Origin of the sequence: Andreprevotia sp. IGB-42 (assembly GCF_009848685.1) — a bacterium.
Lineage (GTDB): Bacteria > Pseudomonadota > Gammaproteobacteria > Burkholderiales > Chitinibacteraceae > Andreprevotia.
This window is the reverse complement of the sequence record NZ_WXTX01000004.1, coordinates 12192-29032: the sequence shown is the minus strand read 5'-3', so window position 1 is coordinate 29032 and position 16841 is coordinate 12192. Positions and strand designations below refer to the sequence as shown.

General features: G+C 62.3%; 13 protein-coding genes. 10 read left to right on the top strand and 3 right to left on the bottom strand.

Translation table 11 applies throughout. The features are described 5' to 3' along the window. The first annotated feature begins 17 nt into the window (after positions 1 to 17). The 3 genes from IGB42_RS07190 (at position 18) to IGB42_RS07180 (ending at position 4167) form a co-directional block, all read left to right on the top strand. Positions 18 to 1433, top strand: coding sequence for an FAD-dependent oxidoreductase (locus IGB42_RS07190; RefSeq protein WP_159669189.1), 1416 nt, complete (start codon positions 18 to 20; stop codon positions 1431 to 1433). Between the two features lie 207 nt (positions 1434 to 1640). Beyond that, entirely contained in the window at positions 1641 to 2000 is a 360-nt protein-coding gene (locus IGB42_RS07185) for a DUF2946 family protein (RefSeq protein WP_159669186.1), read from the top strand. 115 nt (positions 2001 to 2115) lie between these two features. Beyond that, a complete protein-coding gene (locus tag IGB42_RS07180; protein ID WP_159669183.1) occupies positions 2116 to 4167 on the top strand; it encodes a TonB-dependent receptor in 2052 nt (683 codons plus the stop codon). Between the two features lie 104 nt (positions 4168 to 4271). On the opposite strand, the gene IGB42_RS07175 is transcribed toward IGB42_RS07180, so the two are convergent. Continuing rightward, positions 4272 to 5306, bottom strand: a complete 1035-nt coding sequence (locus IGB42_RS07175) for a tetratricopeptide repeat protein (protein WP_159669180.1) — start codon at positions 5304 to 5306, stop codon at positions 4272 to 4274. Positions 5307 to 5812: 506 nt separating this feature from the next. On the opposite strand from IGB42_RS07175, the gene IGB42_RS21955 reads away from it, so the two are divergent. Further along, on the top strand, positions 5813 to 7273 hold the full coding sequence (locus IGB42_RS21955; protein ID WP_201799858.1) for a carbohydrate-binding protein: 1461 nt from the start codon (positions 5813 to 5815) through the stop codon (positions 7271 to 7273). An 82-nt stretch (positions 7274 to 7355) separates the two neighbouring features. Here the strand turns inward: IGB42_RS21955 and IGB42_RS07160 are convergent, their stop codons facing one another. Continuing rightward, positions 7356 to 7784 (bottom strand): rhodanese-like domain-containing protein, encoded by a 429-nt coding sequence (locus tag IGB42_RS07160; protein WP_159669177.1) that lies wholly within the window; start codon positions 7782 to 7784, stop codon positions 7356 to 7358. Positions 7785 to 7872: 88 nt separating this feature from the next. On the opposite strand from IGB42_RS07160, the gene ftrA reads away from it, so the two are divergent. After that, positions 7873 to 8829, top strand: a complete 957-nt coding sequence (gene ftrA, locus IGB42_RS07155) for a transcriptional regulator FtrA (RefSeq protein ID WP_159669174.1) — start codon at positions 7873 to 7875, stop codon at positions 8827 to 8829. Positions 8830 to 8894: 65 nt separating this feature from the next. Here ftrA and IGB42_RS07150 read toward each other — a convergent pair whose 3' ends face one another. Continuing rightward, entirely contained in the window at positions 8895 to 9842 is a 948-nt protein-coding gene (locus IGB42_RS07150; RefSeq protein ID WP_159669171.1) for an AraC family transcriptional regulator, read from the bottom strand. A gap of 109 nt (positions 9843 to 9951) precedes the next feature. On the opposite strand from IGB42_RS07150, the gene IGB42_RS07145 reads away from it, so the two are divergent. From IGB42_RS07145 to IGB42_RS07125, 5 genes are all read left to right on the top strand, one after another. After that, positions 9952 to 10413, top strand: a complete 462-nt coding sequence (locus IGB42_RS07145) for a GNAT family N-acetyltransferase (RefSeq protein WP_236822523.1) — start codon at positions 9952 to 9954, stop codon at positions 10411 to 10413. A gap of 36 nt (positions 10414 to 10449) precedes the next feature. Next, positions 10450 to 11460, top strand: a complete 1011-nt coding sequence (locus IGB42_RS07140) for an ATP-binding cassette domain-containing protein (protein WP_201799857.1) — start codon at positions 10450 to 10452, stop codon at positions 11458 to 11460. Beyond that, positions 11457 to 12242, top strand: coding sequence for an ABC-2 family transporter protein (locus IGB42_RS07135; protein ID WP_159669165.1), 786 nt, complete (start codon positions 11457 to 11459; stop codon positions 12240 to 12242). Before IGB42_RS07140 ends, IGB42_RS07135 begins: the two co-directional genes overlap by 4 nt. Positions 12243 to 12245: 3 nt before the next feature. After that, positions 12246 to 13031, top strand: coding sequence for an ABC transporter permease (locus IGB42_RS07130; protein WP_159669162.1), 786 nt, complete (start codon positions 12246 to 12248; stop codon positions 13029 to 13031). A gap of 117 nt (positions 13032 to 13148) precedes the next feature. Continuing rightward, complete coding sequence (locus IGB42_RS07125; RefSeq protein ID WP_159669158.1) at positions 13149 to 16832, top strand: PAS domain S-box protein; 3684 nt, start codon at positions 13149 to 13151, stop codon at positions 16830 to 16832. Positions 16833 to 16841: the final 9 nt, after the last annotated feature.

The following is a 16841-nucleotide window of genomic DNA, read 5'->3' as shown; positions in this document are numbered from 1 at the left end:
CTCCAGAGGAAATCACGATGTCTGATGTATTCCAGTTTTTGAACGTGGCGCGCAACCCCGGCGAGAAAGTCCCGGCGGCCGAGCGCAAGATCGTGTTCAAGGAAATCTATTCCCCGCTGTCCAAGGGTGATGCGGGCGAGCAGGCCGGCCGTTGTCTATCCTGTGGCAACCCGTATTGCGAATGGGAATGCCCGGTACACAACTATATTCCGAACTGGCTGCAGCTGGTTCAGGAAGGCAAGCTGTTCGAAGCGGCCGAGCTGTCGCACAAGACCAACTCGCTGCCGGAAATCTGCGGCCGTGTGTGCCCGCAGGATCGCCTGTGCGAAGGGGCGTGCACGCTGAACCAGGGCGGCTTCGGTGCCGTTTCCATCGGTTCGGTTGAAAAGTACATTACCGATACCGCCTTCAAGCAAGGCTGGCGGCCGGACATGTCCAACGTGATCTGGACCGACAAGAAAGTGGCGGTGATCGGTGCCGGCCCGGCGGGCTTGGGTTGTGCCGATATCCTGGTGCGCAACGGCGTGAAGCCGGTGGTGTTCGACCGCTACGAACAGATCGGTGGCCTGCTGACCTACGGCATCCCCGAGTTCAAGCTGGAAAAGGAAGTCATGCAGACCCGCCGCGAGGTGATGGAAGGCATGGGCATCGAATTCCGCCTGAATACCGAAATCGGCCGCGATATCAGCATCGAAGAACTGCTGCGTGATTACGATGCCGTGTTCATGGGCATGGGCGCCTACAAGTACATGAAGGGCGGCTTTGCCGGTGAAGAACTGCCGGGCGTGCTGGAAGCGCTGCCGTTCCTGATCAACAACGTGCGCAACAACATGGGCACGCTGCCGGAAGGCGAAGCCTACGTCTCGATGGAAGGCAAGCGGGTGGTCGTGCTGGGCGGCGGTGATACCTCCATGGACTGCAACCGCACCAGCATCCGCCAGGGCGCCAAGTCGGTGATCTGCGCATACCGTCGTGACGAAGCCAATATGCCGGGTTCCAAGCGTGAAGTGGCCAACGCCAAGGAAGAGGGCGTGGTATTCAACTGGAACAGCCAGCCGGTGGGCATCGAACAGAATGCCGATGGCTCGCTCAAGCTCAAGCTCGTTACCACCCAGCTGGGTGCACCGGACGAGAAGGGCCGCCGCAAGCCGGAAGTGGTTGCCGGTTCGGAAGTGGGCATCGATTGCGATCACGTGATTGTTGCGTTCGGTTTCCAGGCAGAAGCGGCCAGCTGGTTCGAAGGCCAAAGCATCAAGACCGACGACTGGGGCCGTACCGTGGCGCCGTTCAAGCAGCAGTTCAAGCACCAGACCAGCAACCCGAAAGTGTTTGCCGGCGGTGACCAGGTACGCGGTGCGGATCTGGTGGTGCGCGCGGTCTACGAAGGCCGCCAGGCTGCAGAAGGCATCCTGGAATACCTGAACGTCTGGTAAACCGGTTGCCGGGGGCTGCCCCGATCCGTAAACCGGAAAGCCCCGCCAGCGTGCGGGGCTTTTAGCCGGGCGCTGCAGGCTGACTGTGTGCTTCGTGGTGTTTGCAACAGCGCGCAATGGCGATATGCCGATAATGCCGCTGGAATGGCGGCGCGGTTTATCATGCTGGCGGCGCCCACGCCATCTTCCTGGATGTTCTTGCCTGCAATGCCCCGCCGCCTTATCAACTGGACCCTGCTTGTCGCGCTGCTGCTCAATCTGCTGCTGCCCGCGCTCGCCCAGGCGGTACCGGCCCGCGATGCGCTGGCAATGTCCTATTGCAGCGCCGACAAACCAGCAGCGGCCAGCAAGGTGTTGCTGGACGGCAAGACAATGCCTGGCCCGCATGGGCAAATGCATTGCCTGGTGTGTTGCGGTAGCCATGCCGCTGCGCCGCCGCTATTACGCACGGACGTGCCGGCACTGGTGCCCATGCTGGCCGTACGGCCATCCTCACCGGCCTTCCTGCACGGGCCCGGTGCCATCATCGCGGCTGCGCAAGCGCGCGGCCCGCCTGGTTCTGGCTGATTCCCCTGTACTGATCCGCACCGTCACGTCGTGACCGGTGCCCTATCCCTGCATTGCCGCTGCGTCCATCGTATGCCGCGGCTTGCCTGCGCCACTTGCGTGGCGAGGAGACATCATGCTGTTCCGTCTGAATACCCTGGTTGCTGCCGTGCAAGGTGCACTGCTGCTGGCCATCCCCGTTGCCCATGCGGCAGATCCGGCAATCATCGAGCTGCCGGTGGTGGAAGTGAACGCCACGCGGCTGGCCAATCCATCCACCACCCAGCCTGATATCGAGGTAGCCACCGCCCGCGCCGCACAGGTGGCTGGTGGTGCCAACGTGATCGATGCCGAGCGCTACCAGGACGCGCGCGCCACCACCATGGAGGACGTGTTCCGTTTTTCTCCGGGCGTGATTGCACAACCGCGTTTCGGCGCGGAGGAGGCGCGCCTGTCCATCCGCGGCTCCGGTCTGCAGCGCACCTTCCATTTGCGCGGCATCTACCTGCTGCAGGACGAGGTACCACTGAACCAGGCCGATGGCAGCGGCGATTTCCAGTCGGTCGAGCCGCTGGCGGCGCGCTACGTCGCGGTCTACCGTGGCGCCAACGCGCTGGAATACGGCGCGACGTCGCTGGGTGGCGCCATCAATTTTGCCAGTGCCACCGGTTTTGATATGCCAACGGGTGTGCGGGCCGAATCGGGCAGCTTTGGCTACCGTCGGCTGCAGGCCTCTGCGGGCGGCAATGACGAGCGGCTGGATGGCGCAATCTCGCTATCGCATTTCGCGCAGGACGGCTTCCGCAAGCATGCAGTGCAAGATAACAATCGCTTGTTTGCCAACGGCGCGTTGCGTATTTCGCCCGAGCTGGAAACGCGCTTTTTCGTCACGGCGCTGAAATCCGAATCGGAACTGCCGGGCAACCTCACCAAAGCCCAGTTGGCGGCGGACCCCACGCAGGCCAATGCCGGCAATGTGGCGCTGAATCAGCAACGCAATTTCGATCTGTACCGGCTGGCCAACAAGACCAGCTATGCGCTCAGCGACGATAGCCACCTGGATATCGCTGCGTTTTACGCGGAAAAATCGCTGTTCCATCCCATCTTCCAGGTGCTGGATGTGGATTACCGTGATTACGGCGGGCAACTGCGCTATGTGTCCGGCGCGCAGCTGGCCGGGCGCGACAATCGCTTTACCGCTGGCATCGTGCCCACCTATGGCAACGCGCATGATGTGCGCCATGCCAATGTGCGTGGCCAGCGTGGCGCGCTCACCAACGAAAGCGAACAGATCGCCAGCAACCTGGTGGTGTTTGCCGAGAACGCCCATTTCGTCCGCAGCGATACCGAGCTGGTGGTCGGCGCGCAGTGGGCGCAATCGAAGCGCCGGCTGGAAGACCGCTATTTCGCGGATGGCGCCGACAACAGTTTCGATGTCAGCTACACGCAGCTCAACCCCAAGCTGGGCATGCGCTATCTGTTCTCGCCGGATGCGCAACTGTTTGCCAACTGGAGCCGCAGTTTCGAGCCGCCATCGTTTGGTGAGCTGGCTGGCGGCCCCCGCATCACCCAGGTGGCTGCGCAAAGCGGCAGCACGCTCGAACTGGGTAGCCGCGGCAACGCGGCCGGCCTGCAATGGGATGTGGCGCTGTACCGCGCAGCCATCGATAACGAGCTGCTCAGCCTGAATGATGGCAATGGCAATCCGCTGGGCACGGTGAATGCGCCGCATACGCTGCACCAGGGCATCGAAGCCGGGCTGGATTGGGCGGTTGCGCCGGGCTGGCTGCTGCGCCAGGCATATACCTTCAATGATTTCCGCTTTGATGGCCACCCGGTATACGGCAATAACACCCTGCCGGGATTACCGCGCCAGCTTTACCAGGCAGAGTTGCGCTGGAACGGCCCGTCGGGCTGGTTCGCCGGGCCCAACCTCAGCTGGTCGCCGCAGCGCTACGCAGTCGATATGGCGAACACGCTGTATGCCGATCCGTATGCGGTATGGGGGCTCAAGCTGGGGCAGCAGCGGGAGAAAGGCCTGTCGTGGTTTGCCGAGGTCAAGAACATTGCCGACAAACGCTATGCCGCCACCACCGGGGTCATTGCGGATGCCAGGGGCCGTGATGCTGCGCAATTCCTGCCGGGGGATGGCCGCTCTTTTTACGCGGGTCTGAGCTGGAAGTTATAGGCAAGCCGGGGTGCAGCGCAGGTGCGTGGCAGTTGATGCCACCTGCCTGCGTCAGGCCCGCGATGCCAGCGCTGCATCACACGCCATGGTATCGCTCTGGCAACTCAGTTTTTCGATGCCAGCAGCGTATCCAGTACGGTGAGGTCGGGCGTTGCGCCACCGCTGATGGCGGTATCGAGTGATTGCGTCAGCGCCACGCCGCGCGCCCGGTGCTGCTCAGCCAGTTCCGGTTGGCTATTGGCGCTGGCGTAGCGTGCAAGGTCGGCATGCAACAGTGCTTCCACGTGGCGCATGCCGTCTGCCTCGGCGATGTGCAACGCGCGCAATGCCAGGTTGATTGCCATGTCCATGGCACCCTGTTGTGCACGCACATTGGCCAGCTGCTTGAGCACATTGGCCTCACACCAGTGAGAAGGCGTGAAAACTACAATGGCCAGGCTTTCTTCCAGCTGCTGTTCCGCGCTGTCAAAGCGGCCCTGGCTGATGTCGATTTCGGCCAGCCGCAGCAGCAGCTCGGCCTGGTAATGGCTGAAGTTCTCTGCCTGGCACAATGCCAAGGCATCGGTCAGTACGCTGCGCGCCTCATCCGCCTTGCCGATCGAGCACAGATCCCAGCCCAGGCTGATACGCACCTTGGCAATCAGGTAGACATCGTTCAGCGGGGCCAGTACCTGGTCTGCCAGCCGGTGGAATGCCGTGGCCCGCTGCAGATCACCATACACGCTGCATACATGGCCAAGGCCGATCAGCGCCAGCGCGCGGGTGCGCCGATGGGCGGGGTGGTCATCGCACTGCTGCACCGATTTTGCCCAATGTGCCATCGCCTGGCGGTAATCGCCGCCGGTGTAATTGTCACGACCCAGCCGTTCCTGTACCGCCGGCTCCAGGTGCGCCAGCCCGTAGATCTGGCAGCAGGCCAGCGCTTCGGCCAGCGCCACGCTGCCTTCGGAGCGCTCGCCCAATTGGTCTTCGATCAGCGACAGTTGCGTGGCCGCGCGGACCAGCGTTTCCACGTCACGTGTTTCACGCGCGGTGCGCAGCGTGATCTTGCAAAGGCGTAGCGCAGCCGCTGGATCATCAAAAATGATCCGGTCGATCTCGTCTAGCTGTTGTGCGGTGGCGGGCAGTGGTGCGGTCATTGCGATCAGGTACTGAATCAGTCTTCCATTTTATCGGTTTGCCGGATGTTGCGCCCGTCCGTGCGATACGCGTCGGGGCGACGAACGGCGCCAAGGCCGCAGGCAGCCAGACAGCAGCGGCATCGCCTGCCGCCGCTCGTTGTTCCGTGCGGCTTGCAGTGGCAATGAGCTGAAAAATTTCCCTGCTTCGGCGGTATCCAAATGACTTTCTTTCGCATTTTGTTGGTTTTCTCGGCAAAAAGCGATGCCTGCTGCTGCTTTTCATGGTGTCTTATCTTTCAATTGGCCCACACAAACATGTCATCGGTATTTTTTCTTACGATTTGTTCGGATTTTTGGCTGGATGCTGCGGCATCCAGACAAGCAAGCTTGCTTGCGATCGGTATGGTATGTATCTGTTTACAAATGGGATTTTGACAGGGGCCTATTTTGAGAATAAAAAAATGACAGCGCTTTCAAAGTGCTGCATCAAATCAGGAATTCTGGACAGAACGACGGAGGATGGAATGAATACATCGTTACGTGCACGGCTGTATCTGGCCGCTTTACCGGCGCTGTTTGCCGCGTCATTCAGTTTTGCCTATCCGGCCTGGCAGCCGGATACCCCGTATACCGCCGGCACCATCGTTTACTACAACGGCCGCGACTACAAGGCCCTGGTCAATCAGACCGATTACACCGGCACCGGCTGGAACCCCACCGTGGCCAGCTTGTGGCAAGACCTGGGGCCGGATACCGGCGGCGGTAATCCGACGCCCACGCCGACACCCCGCCCCAATGCCACGCCGACCCCGACGCCGGTATCCGGCGGCGCTGGCTGTTACCCGGCGTGGAGCGCAAGCACCGCGTATTCCGGTGGCGCCAAGGTCACCTATCAGGGCCGCAACTACACGGCAAAGTGGTGGACAGCCGGCGAAGTGCCTTCCGCCAGCACCGGTGACGGCAAGCCATGGCTGGATACCGGCCCGTGCAGCGGCACCGCAACGCCCACGCCGGTGACACCCACCAATCGGCCGCCCACCCCCACGCCGGTGATCGGCAACCCGCTACCCGGCTTCGTGTTCGGCCCGTACAAGGACATCACCATCAACCTGGACTGGAACACCAACATCATGTCCACCATGGTGACGGGTTCGCGCCAGCCGGTGCTGGGCGTGTTGCCAGCCGGCGTGAAAATGGTAACCTGGGCTTTCGCCACCGGCGAGTGCGGCAGCGAGAACTGGGGCGGCCTGACCCCGGCAGCGGTGGCCAGTGCCAACGTGCAACGCTTCGTCAGTGCCGGCAAGAACTACATCATCTCGACCGGCGGCGCGGCGGGCTCGTTTACCTGCGGCTCGGATGCGGGCTTCAACAAGTTCATCCAGAACTATTACTCGGCCAACCTGCGCGGCATCGATTTCGATATCGAAGCCGGGCAAAGCCAGGCCACCATCGACAGCCTGGTGCAGCGCGTGATCAATGCCCAGTCCACCTACCCACACCTGCGCTACAGCTTCACGCTGGCTACGCTGGGCGGCAACTCGCCGCAGAGCCTGGGCGCTGCCGGTGTAACGGTGATGAACGCGATCCGCTCGCACGCATTGTCCAACTACACCATCAACCTGATGGTGATGGACTACGGCAGCACCAATGCCGGCAACTGCGTGATCAGCAATGGCCGCTGCGATATGGGTGCGTCCGCGGTGCAGGCCGCGGTCAACCTGCACAACTACTACAACGTGCCATACAGCCAGATCGAGCTGACGCCGATGATCGGTGGCAACGATACGCAGGATGAAACCTTCACGCTGGCGGACGTTGCCACGGTGACCAACTTTGCCAAGGCCAATGGCCTGGCGGGCGTGCACTACTGGTCGCTGGATCGGGACGTGGATTGCGCACCGGGCTTTGCATCGCCAACGTGCAACAGCTATGGTCAGGCCGGGACCTGGGGCTTTACCAACCGCTTTCTTTCCAACGGCTTGTAGATGAAGGCGCCACGCGGGTAGCACTGCCAACGAAACCGGCCCGCAAGGGCCGGTTTCTTTTTGTCGGCTGGTGTTCTGGCGGTCAGCACGCGCAACTGATGCCGCTCGCAGGGGTATTGCCGGTATGCAGCGGCAAGCCTTCGTCCAGCCAGCCGGTTACGCCACCGATCATCAGCTTCACCGGCCGGCCCAGTTGCGCCAGCCGCAGTGCGCCCTTGTCCGCGCCGTTGCAATGCGGCCCGGCACAGTAGACCACGAACAAGGTATCCAGCGGCCATTGCGCCAGCGTGGCATCGTCCATGTCCCGGTGGGGCAGGTTGATGGCGCCGGGCACATGGCCGCTGGCAAACGCAGCAGCATTGCGCACGTCCAGCAACACGAAGCCGGGGTTGCCGCTGGCAAACGCAGCGTCGACGTCAGAGCAATCGGTTTCGAACCGCGCCTTGGCCGCGAAGTGCGCAACGGCAAGGTGGGCGGGCGCAGCGGGGGTGGCAAGTACATCGTTGGGCATGAGGTTCTCCTTTGGAATGGCCCCATTGTGCTGGTGGCCCGGTATGCGGCACAGTGGCGTTATCGACATTGACCGGCAAGATAACGCCATGAAGAAATTGCGTGTAGTGGCACTCGCCTTTGACCGGCTATGTACATTCGAATTTGGTTGCGTGGTGGAAATCTTTGCGCTGGAGCGGCCCGAGCTGGATGTGCCGTGGTATGACTTCCGCGTGTGCAGCCTCGATCCATCGCCGCTGCGCGCAGCCGGTGGCATCCTGGTCGAGGCTGAATACGACCTGGATGCGCTGATCGACGCAGACATCATCGTGCTGCCGGGCTGGCGCGATACCGATGAGCCGGCGCCAGCGCCGCTGTGTGATGCATTGCGTGCGGCGCATGCGCGCGGCGCACGCTTTGCCAGCATCTGCAACGGCGTGTTCCTGCTGGCCGAAGCCGGCTTGCTCGATGGCCGGCGTGCCACCACGCACTGGCGCTATATGGAACGGCTGATCGCGCGCTACCCGCATATCCGGGTCGAGCCCGACCGGCTGTACGTGGAAGACGGCCCGTTCCTGATGTCGGCCGGCTCCGCCGCCGGACTGGACATGCTGCTGCACCTGGTGCGCAGCGATCATGGCACTGCTGTGGCCAACAGCGTGGCGCGCCGGCTGGTGATCCCGCCACATCGCGACGGCGGGCAAGCGCAATACGTCAGCCAGCCCATGCCGCGGCACGACAACAACCGGCTGGCTGCGGTGATCGACTGGCTGCACGTGCATGCTGCAGAAACACATACGGTGGATGCCTTGGCGGCGCGGGCAGCAATGAGTCCGCGCACCTTTCTGCGGCAATTCAAGGCCGCTACCGGCAAATCACCGTACGACTGGCTCATTGCGCGGCGCGTGGACATGGCCAGATCGCTGCTGGAAGAGAGCACCATGCCGCTGGCGCAACTGGCCGAAGCCGTGGGCATGGGCGCGGTGGAAACGCTGCGCCATCATTTTCGCCGGCTGGTCGGCGTGAGCCCGGCCGTGTATCGGCAGCGCTTTGCCGCTGTGGCCTGAACGGCCGCGATACCGTCCCTGACCTGCGTAATCGCGAAACCGGGCCGCCTGCAGCAGCCCGATCATCAGGGCCTGCCGGCATCCACTGCGTGCAAGGATGGGCTGGGTGATGCCGGTTGCGGGTACATATTGGCAGGGCGCTGTATGCAACTGGGGCTGACGCCGTAGTGCTGGCGGAAGCGGCGTGAAAAACTGGCCACTTCCCGGTAACCGACCGCTTGCGCCACCTGGCTGACTTTCTCGCCATGTTGCAGCAGCTCGCGCGCGCGGCCCATGCGCAGCAGGAACAACTGCTGCGCCGGCGCATTGCCCAAGTGTTGGCGGCATAGCCGGTGCAGGTGGGCAGGGGTGATGTGCAGATTGGCAGCCAGTCGCTCCAGGGACCACGGCACGTCCAGCTGACGCGATACCTCGCTGAACAGCGCATCCAGCTGCTCGGGCCAGCCGGAACTCTGGCGCAATGCGCCCAACGCGCGTTCCAGCAGCATCACCGCCAAGTCCAGCACCGGTACTACCTGTGCACCGGCATTGCCATCATGGAAGCGCTGCGCTTCGCGGTGCAGCAGCGATACCGCATCCGCCAGCGTATGGCCGGCATCGCTGGGCAGTACGCAGTTGTGTTCACGTTGCAGGAATTGCCAATGCGGGCGGTTGGACAGCAGGAACCACACGGCGTGGCATGGCTTATTGCCAACGCGGCGGAAACCGCGCCGCCCGCCCGGCGGCAAGATGCCGAGCTGTCCGGAACAGAGCGCCAGGGTGTGCGTCCTGGCCTGGGTTGTTTCGTCCAGTTCATACAGCTCGAACTCGCCCTGCAGACAGAACAGCACTGCATGGAATGGCGCACCGATGCGTTCCACCTCGAAACTATCCAGCCCTTCACTCAGGCCGCACATCACCAGACCACGTTCGCCGAGCGGCGGGTAACAGGGTTCATGCAGGCAATGCCGGCCCACCATGCGCTGGGTGATCGCAGGGCCAACATCAAAGCGTTCCTGATATATCGTTGTCATTTGATCTGAATCATGTGATTTTTGAACAACCTTGTGGCGAGGATGCAACATTCCTTGTTGCGCCGCAAGAAATTACAGTGGCATTCAGTTGTTGATGGAGGAAAGTGCAATGGATATGCAAAGTGCATGGCAACAAGCTGGTTTCAGTATCGATAACGATAAAAGCAAACTCGATATTGCGCTGATCCATGCGGAGCTGTCTGCGTCGTACTGGGCTGTTGGCATACCGCGCGGCACGGTTGAACGGGCAATCGCCAATTCGCTGTGCTTTGGCGTATACGAGCACGATGTGCAGGTGGGGTTTGCGCGGGTGATTACCGATAGCAGCACGTTTGCCTACCTGGCGGACGTGTTCATCGTCGATACCCATCGTGGCCGCGGCCTTGCACACTGGCTGGTGAGCGTGATCCGGCAGCATCCCGATCTGCAAGGCCTGCGCCGCTGGTTGCTGATGACGCGCGATGCGCACTCACTGTACGCCCCACATGGCTTCAGCCCCCTGGCTGCCCCGGAGAAAGCGATGGAAATTGCCGATCCGGATGTATACCGGCGCGCTGCAGCCACACCTTGAATGTTCTTGAATCCGGTTCCCCTTGCAGGAAGCACCATGCTGATCATTGCCGACGCGCTATGCCGCGATTACCAAAGCCCCGTTCCCGCCAGCAACTGGCGGGAACGGATTGCCCATCTGGTCAAGCCGCGGCTGACCGTCAAGCGTTCGGTTTCAGACGTGAGTTTCTCGATCGCGGCGGGTGAATGCGTCGGGCTGATCGGCCCCAACGGTGCCGGCAAATCCACCACGATCAAGATGCTGACCGGCATTCTTGCGCCCACTTCGGGCTGTGTCACCGTCGACGGGTTCGATCCACACGCGCAGCGGCGTGAATATGTGAAGCGGATCGGCGTGGTCTTCGGTCAGCGCTCGCAACTGTGGTGGGATTTGCCGGTGCGCGAATCCTTCCGCCTGCTGCAGGCGATTTTTGATGTCAGCGATGCCGATTTCAATGCAAGGCTGGACCTGTTCATCGAGCGCGTTGGCATCGATACCCTGCTGGACAGGCCGGTGCGTTCGCTGTCGCTGGGGCAGCGCATGCTGTGTGAAATTGCTGCAGCCTTCCTGCATTCGCCCAAGGTGGTGTTTCTGGATGAGCCCACCATCGGGCTCGATATCGAAATGAAGGCCAAGATCCGCGAGCTGATCCGCGTGCTGAACCGTGAGCATGGCACCACGGTACTGATCACGTCGCATGATGTGGGCGACATCGACCGCCTGTGTGATCGCCTGATCGTGATCGACCAGGGCAAGCGGCGCTTTGATGGTGCGCTGGGCGAATTCAAGGCGACTGCCGGTGATGGGCGCTGGTGGGCGGTGAGCCTGGCTGCCGAACAATTTGCGCTGGCAAGGGCTGCACTGGCGGCACACCCCGGTATCGGCAGCGTGCCGATGCGCGAGCGTGAGGGCTGGCTGGAAGTTGCCCAGCATGCCGATCTGCAGTTTGCCGAGCTGATGCGTGTGCTGGCGCCCTACGGCGTGACCGAATTCAAGCAGGTGGAGCAGGATCTGGAAGACCTGCTGCACGCGTTTTATACCGACATGAAGCGCGAGGTGCCGGCATGAGCAGACATTTGCGGGGCGCACTGGCGCTGATCCGCATCAATTTCAAGGAGGTGGTGCAATACCGCAGCAGTCTGGTGCTGCTGGCGCTGGGCAATGGCTTTGGCCTGTGGTTGCTGTTCTGGCTATGGGGGGCGTTGTTTGCCAGCAACCCGGGCCGGGCCGGATTGTCGTTCCAGAGTGCGCTGTTGCACGTGGCGGTGGCGCAGACCTTGTTCGTGGTGGTGCAAAGCTATACCGACTGGGGGTTTGCCCGGCAAATCCGCTCTGGTGCGGTGGCGACATACCTGACACAACCGCTGGCGTTGCCGGTGCGCTACTTTGCGCTGGCTTGCGGGCGTGTCGCAGTACATGCGCTGGCCCACATACCGGTGTTCCTGCTGTTTGCGTGGTGGGCTGGGCTGGCCCCGGCGGACACCCACTGGCTGCTGGCTTTACCCTCGCTGCTGCTGGCATTCGTGCTGATCTTTTGCGTGGATTTCACCATCGGGCTGGCTGGCTTCATGGCTGCGGACCTGTGGGGCATTACCGCAAGCAAGGATGCCTTGCTGCTGTTTCTGGGAGGCGCCTACCTGCCGATCGCATTCTTTCCCGAGGCGGTGCGTACGGTGATGCACTGGCTGCCCTTCGCCCATTTCTATCAAACGCCGGTCGCCTACCTCACCGGAGAGAGCAGCGCCGGCTTGCCGTTGTTGCAGCAGGCGCTGTGGTGCGTGGCCTTTCTGGGCCTGGTGTTGCTGGCCAGCCGGCATGTGCAGCGCAAGCTGGTGGTATTCGGAGCCTGAGCGATGAAACGTTATTACACCTTGTTTTCACGGCTGGTGATTGCCGATACCAAAGCCAAGCTGGCAGACCGGGCGGACTTCTTCCTGATTATGCTGGGCATAGCCAGCACCACGCTCACCAGCGCGGCCACCGTCTGGCTGCTGGCGGGCAGCACCGGGCAGATTGCCGGCTGGGATCGCGGCGGGCTGATTTTCATGCAGGGGCTGATGATCGTGTCGTACTCGCTGCAAAGCGCCTGCTTCAACGCGCAGTACTGGCTGGAAACCTGGCTCAAGGATGGCAATTTCCTGCGGTTTTACCTGCGCCCGATACATCCCGTGGTGTTGCTCTCGCTGGAGCGCTTTCACCCGCAGGGTATTCCGCTGTTCATGGTGGGGATCGCCTATTGCGTGTTCGGTGCACAGCACTATGCGGCTGTGCATGCCTGGTGGTTCATCCCTGCATTCATCGTGCTGGCGGCCCTGTCCGCATTGATCTACCTGGCAATCAATCTGATCGCCGCCGGCTCGGCGTTCTGGATGGGCGATACCTTTCCGGTGCTGATGACCACCGGCCGGCTGACTGAAATGGCGCGCTATCCGGTTGATATCTTCCCGGCACTGGGGCGTGCCGTTTTCCAGGTGCTGCCACTGGCGGTACTGGCCTACTGGCCGGCGCAAGCGCTGCTCAAGGACACCAGTCTGCCGGCAACATTGGTCGGGATGACGCTGTTCGCCGCTACGGGCCTGTGGCTGCTGGACAGGATGTGGAAGGCCGGCATGCGTCGCTACGAGGGGGCAGGGGGCTGAGGTATGGTGCCAGAGGCGCAGCCGGGGTGTTCCCGATTGGCCTCACGCTGAAACACCGGATTGGTCGCGGGGCAGTCTGCATCTAGACTGATGCAAGGTTTCACATTGCGTTTATCCATGCCCGCATCGTCTCGCCCTTTTCCGCGGCTCTGGCTGCTCTGGTTTGCCGTGCTTGCGCTGCCGCTGCTGTTGGCGCTTGGCGCTGTGCTGTGGTTGTCGCGCGGCTATCAGCTGGAGGAGCGGATCAAGCGTGAGGCCGAGCATCAGCAACAGTGGCTGGACGGGTCTGAGCAGGGCATTGCGCGCACCTTCAACAAAGTGATGGTCGATGCTGCCTTGCTGCAGCGCGAGCCGGATGCGCTGTCTGCATTGAACGGCGATGCCGAGGCGCTCCAGCGCGTGCAGCGCCGCTTTGCCGATTTCATCGTTACCCAGCAGGTCTACCTGCGGGCCCGGCTCTTCGACGTGAACGGAATGGAGCGGGTGCGCGTGGATTTGCAGGATGGTCACGCGCTGCAGGTAGCGGAAGACCAGCTGCAAAACAAGAACGATCGTGCTTATGTACACCAGGCCGGGCAATTGCGCGCAGGCCAGTTCGGATTGTCCGGGTTGGAGCTGGCGGTGGAAAACGGCCGGCTGGTGGTGCCTCATTCGCTGGTGGCACGTATTGCGGCGCCGCTGTTTGCCGCCGACGGTGCACGGCTGGGAAGCGTGATCCTCAGCTACCGTGGTCAGCGCTTGCTGGATTGGCTGGCCATGGGCAGCCAGGTGCAGGACAAGGCGGAACACTGGTTGCTGGCGCAGGATGGCAGCTGGATGCTGGGCGGCGCAAAGCAGGACCGCTGGTATGGCGTGTTGCGCCAGCCGGGCGGCGGCGGCATGCAGCAGCGCTTGCCTGCATTATGGGCAGAAATGCAGAAGCAGCCTGCCGGTGTACTGCGTAGCGATGGCAGCTATTACGTCTACCGTAGCGTCCGCCCGTTGTCGTTGCCGCGTGAAACAGGCACGCCGCCGATCGCCACGTTGGTCGGGGATGGCAGCAATGCGCGCTGGTATCTGGTCTCCAGGCTGACACCTGCGGCGCTGGCGGAACAGATCGAACGGATTGACCGTCTGCTGCTGGGCATCGGTCTGCTCGGCGTGCTGGCGATACTGGCGCTGAGTGCGGCCTTGGCGACGGTGATCTCGGTACGGGCCAGGCAGGCGCATCGCGCGCTTGAGGGCGAACGGGCGCTGTTTGCGTTGCTGGAAAGCGCGCCGGTCGGCGCATTCGTCAATGATCTGGCTGGCCGAAACCTGTACGTCAACCCGTACTGGTGTGAAATCACCGGACTGAGCGCGCAGGAAGCCACTGGTGATGGCTGGAAGCGCATGCTGTTGCCGGATGATGCGACGGCCTCGCTGGAGGAGTGGACGCAAGAGCTTGCCCATGGCCGCTACAACCTGACTTTCCGTTTTGCCCGTGCCGATGGCCAAATGCGCTGGGCACGCATGCATGCAGCTTTCGAGCGACAGCAGTCGGCTTGGCCGGATCGCTACGTGGGCGTGTTGCTGGATGTGACCGAGCAGGTCGAGGCGGATCAGGCGCTGCTGGCATCCTTGTCGGAAGTCCGCGGGCTGCACGAGGAACTCGACAGCATCATGGCCAGCACGGCTGACCCGATCGTCACGGTCGATGTCAACCTGTGTCTCACGCATTTCAATCAGGCTTATGTGCAGGCATCACGCGAAATGTTCGGCCGTGAACCCAGGCCGGGCCTGGCACTTGCCGACTGGTTCGCATCCGATCCCGCCTTGCGTGATGAAGTCTTGCCACGCTGGCAGCGCGTGATGACCGGAGAGCATCTGGCGATGCGCAGCGAACTGCCACGCGGCCGGATTTACGATCTCTCGTACAGCCCGCGCTATAACGGCGAGCAGCAATTGATCGGCGGCGTACTGATCATGCACGACATCACCGATATCAGCCGCACGCAAGCCGCGCTGCAACGGCGCGAAATGCTGTCGCTGTCTGCGCTCAACAGCAGCCCGGACGTGATCCTGCTGCTGGAAGTGGTGCGCGTGGAGGGGGGGCTGGCGCATGATTTCGTGGTGGTGGATTGCAATCTGGCGGGGGCTGAATGGCTGGGCAAACCGCTTGAGCATATTGTCAACGCGCCGTTGTCCAGCTTGATGGCACAACCGGCATCTGCCGATGCGCTGGAGCGCTATCAGACTGTATATCGCCACGGTGGCACCGTGGAGGACGAGTTTGAAAGCGGCGACGGCCGCTGGTGGCTGCGCCAGGTGCGCCGCTGGCACGACGGCGTGGTGGTGCGTGTCACTGACATTACCAGCCGCCAGCGCGACCAGTTGGCACTGGCGCAAAGCCTGGCCTGGCAGAACGCGGTGCTGGATGCCGCGCCATTTCCCGTGATCGCCACCGATAGCCAGGGCTGGATCACGCTGATGAATGCCACGGCCGAGCGCATGCTCGATTATCCGCCGCTGGAAAGCCTGCCTGCTTCACCATCGTTCGAATCCTTGCTTGACCCCCGCGAGGTGGAGCAGGGCGCGCAACGTCGTGCCAGCGAGCGCCGCGTGCCGGTTGCCGCCGATTTCAGCGTGTTCCGCGTGATGGCGGAACATGGCCCGGCGCGGGAAGAATGGTTGCTGACCGGGCGCGATGGCGTGCATCGGCCGGTGATGCTGGCGGTGACTGCGGTGAAGGAGCCGGGCGGCGGCACGCGCGGATTCCTTTTCATTGCGCGTGACCTGGCAGAACTCAAGCGCGTGGAACGGCGTCTGGTGGAAAGCGAACAGCGCAACAGCCGCATCGTCGACAACATCCGTGAGGGCCTGCTGATTTTTGATGAAGAAGCCTGTGTGGTTCAGGTCAACCCGGCCGCCTGCCTGATCTTTGACTATCCGGATGAATCATTGGTCGGTTTGTCTTTGCGCGCACTGGTGCAACCGGAGGACGCAGAGAAAATGCGCCGCATCCGTTTGCGGCAACTGGCGGGCGAGGATGTGTATGCGCAATTGAGCCCGTTCGAGTTGACCGGCTTGGACCGCAATGGCCGCCGTTTTCCGGTCGAGGTCACGATTTCCGAGCTGACGCTGGAGGGCCAGCGCTGCTTTGCTGCCATCGTGCGTGATATCTCCGAGCGCAAGGAGTACGAATCCAGACTGCATCAGACCATCGCCGAGCTGGAGCTATCGCAAAAAGCCGCCCGGCAGGCCAATGACCTGTTGCTGACGGCCAATCTGGAATTGCAGCGGCTGGCGCAACTCGACGGCCTGACGGGGGTGCCCAACCGGCGTTATTTCGATCAGCAGTTCCAGCACGAGTGGTTGCGCGGCATGCGCGAGAGCCAGCCCTTGTCGGTGTTGATGATCGATGTCGATCATTTCAAGGCGTACAACGACAATTACGGGCATCAGGCTGGCGACGACTGCCTGAAGCTGATTGCGCACACGCTCACCCAGGCTTTGCAGCGCCCCGGCGATCTGCTCGCCCGCTATGGCGGCGAAGAGTTTGTTGCCATCCTGCCCAATACCGATAGCGTAGGAGCCCGGCTGGTGGCCGAGAAAATGTGCCGCACTGTGGCCGATTGCGGTATCGAACATCGTTTTTCCGGTGTAGCCCGGATGGTGACCATCAGTTGCGGCGTGGCAACGCGGGTGCCCGAGGAACAGGTTACGCCCGACGTGCTGATCCAGCTGGCAGATGTTGCGCTCTACGCAGCCAAACGCGGTGGCCGCAACCGTACCGTGGTCGAAGATGGCGAAGGGCCGCCCGGCATCGCCGGTATCCGGTAAATGCCGGCT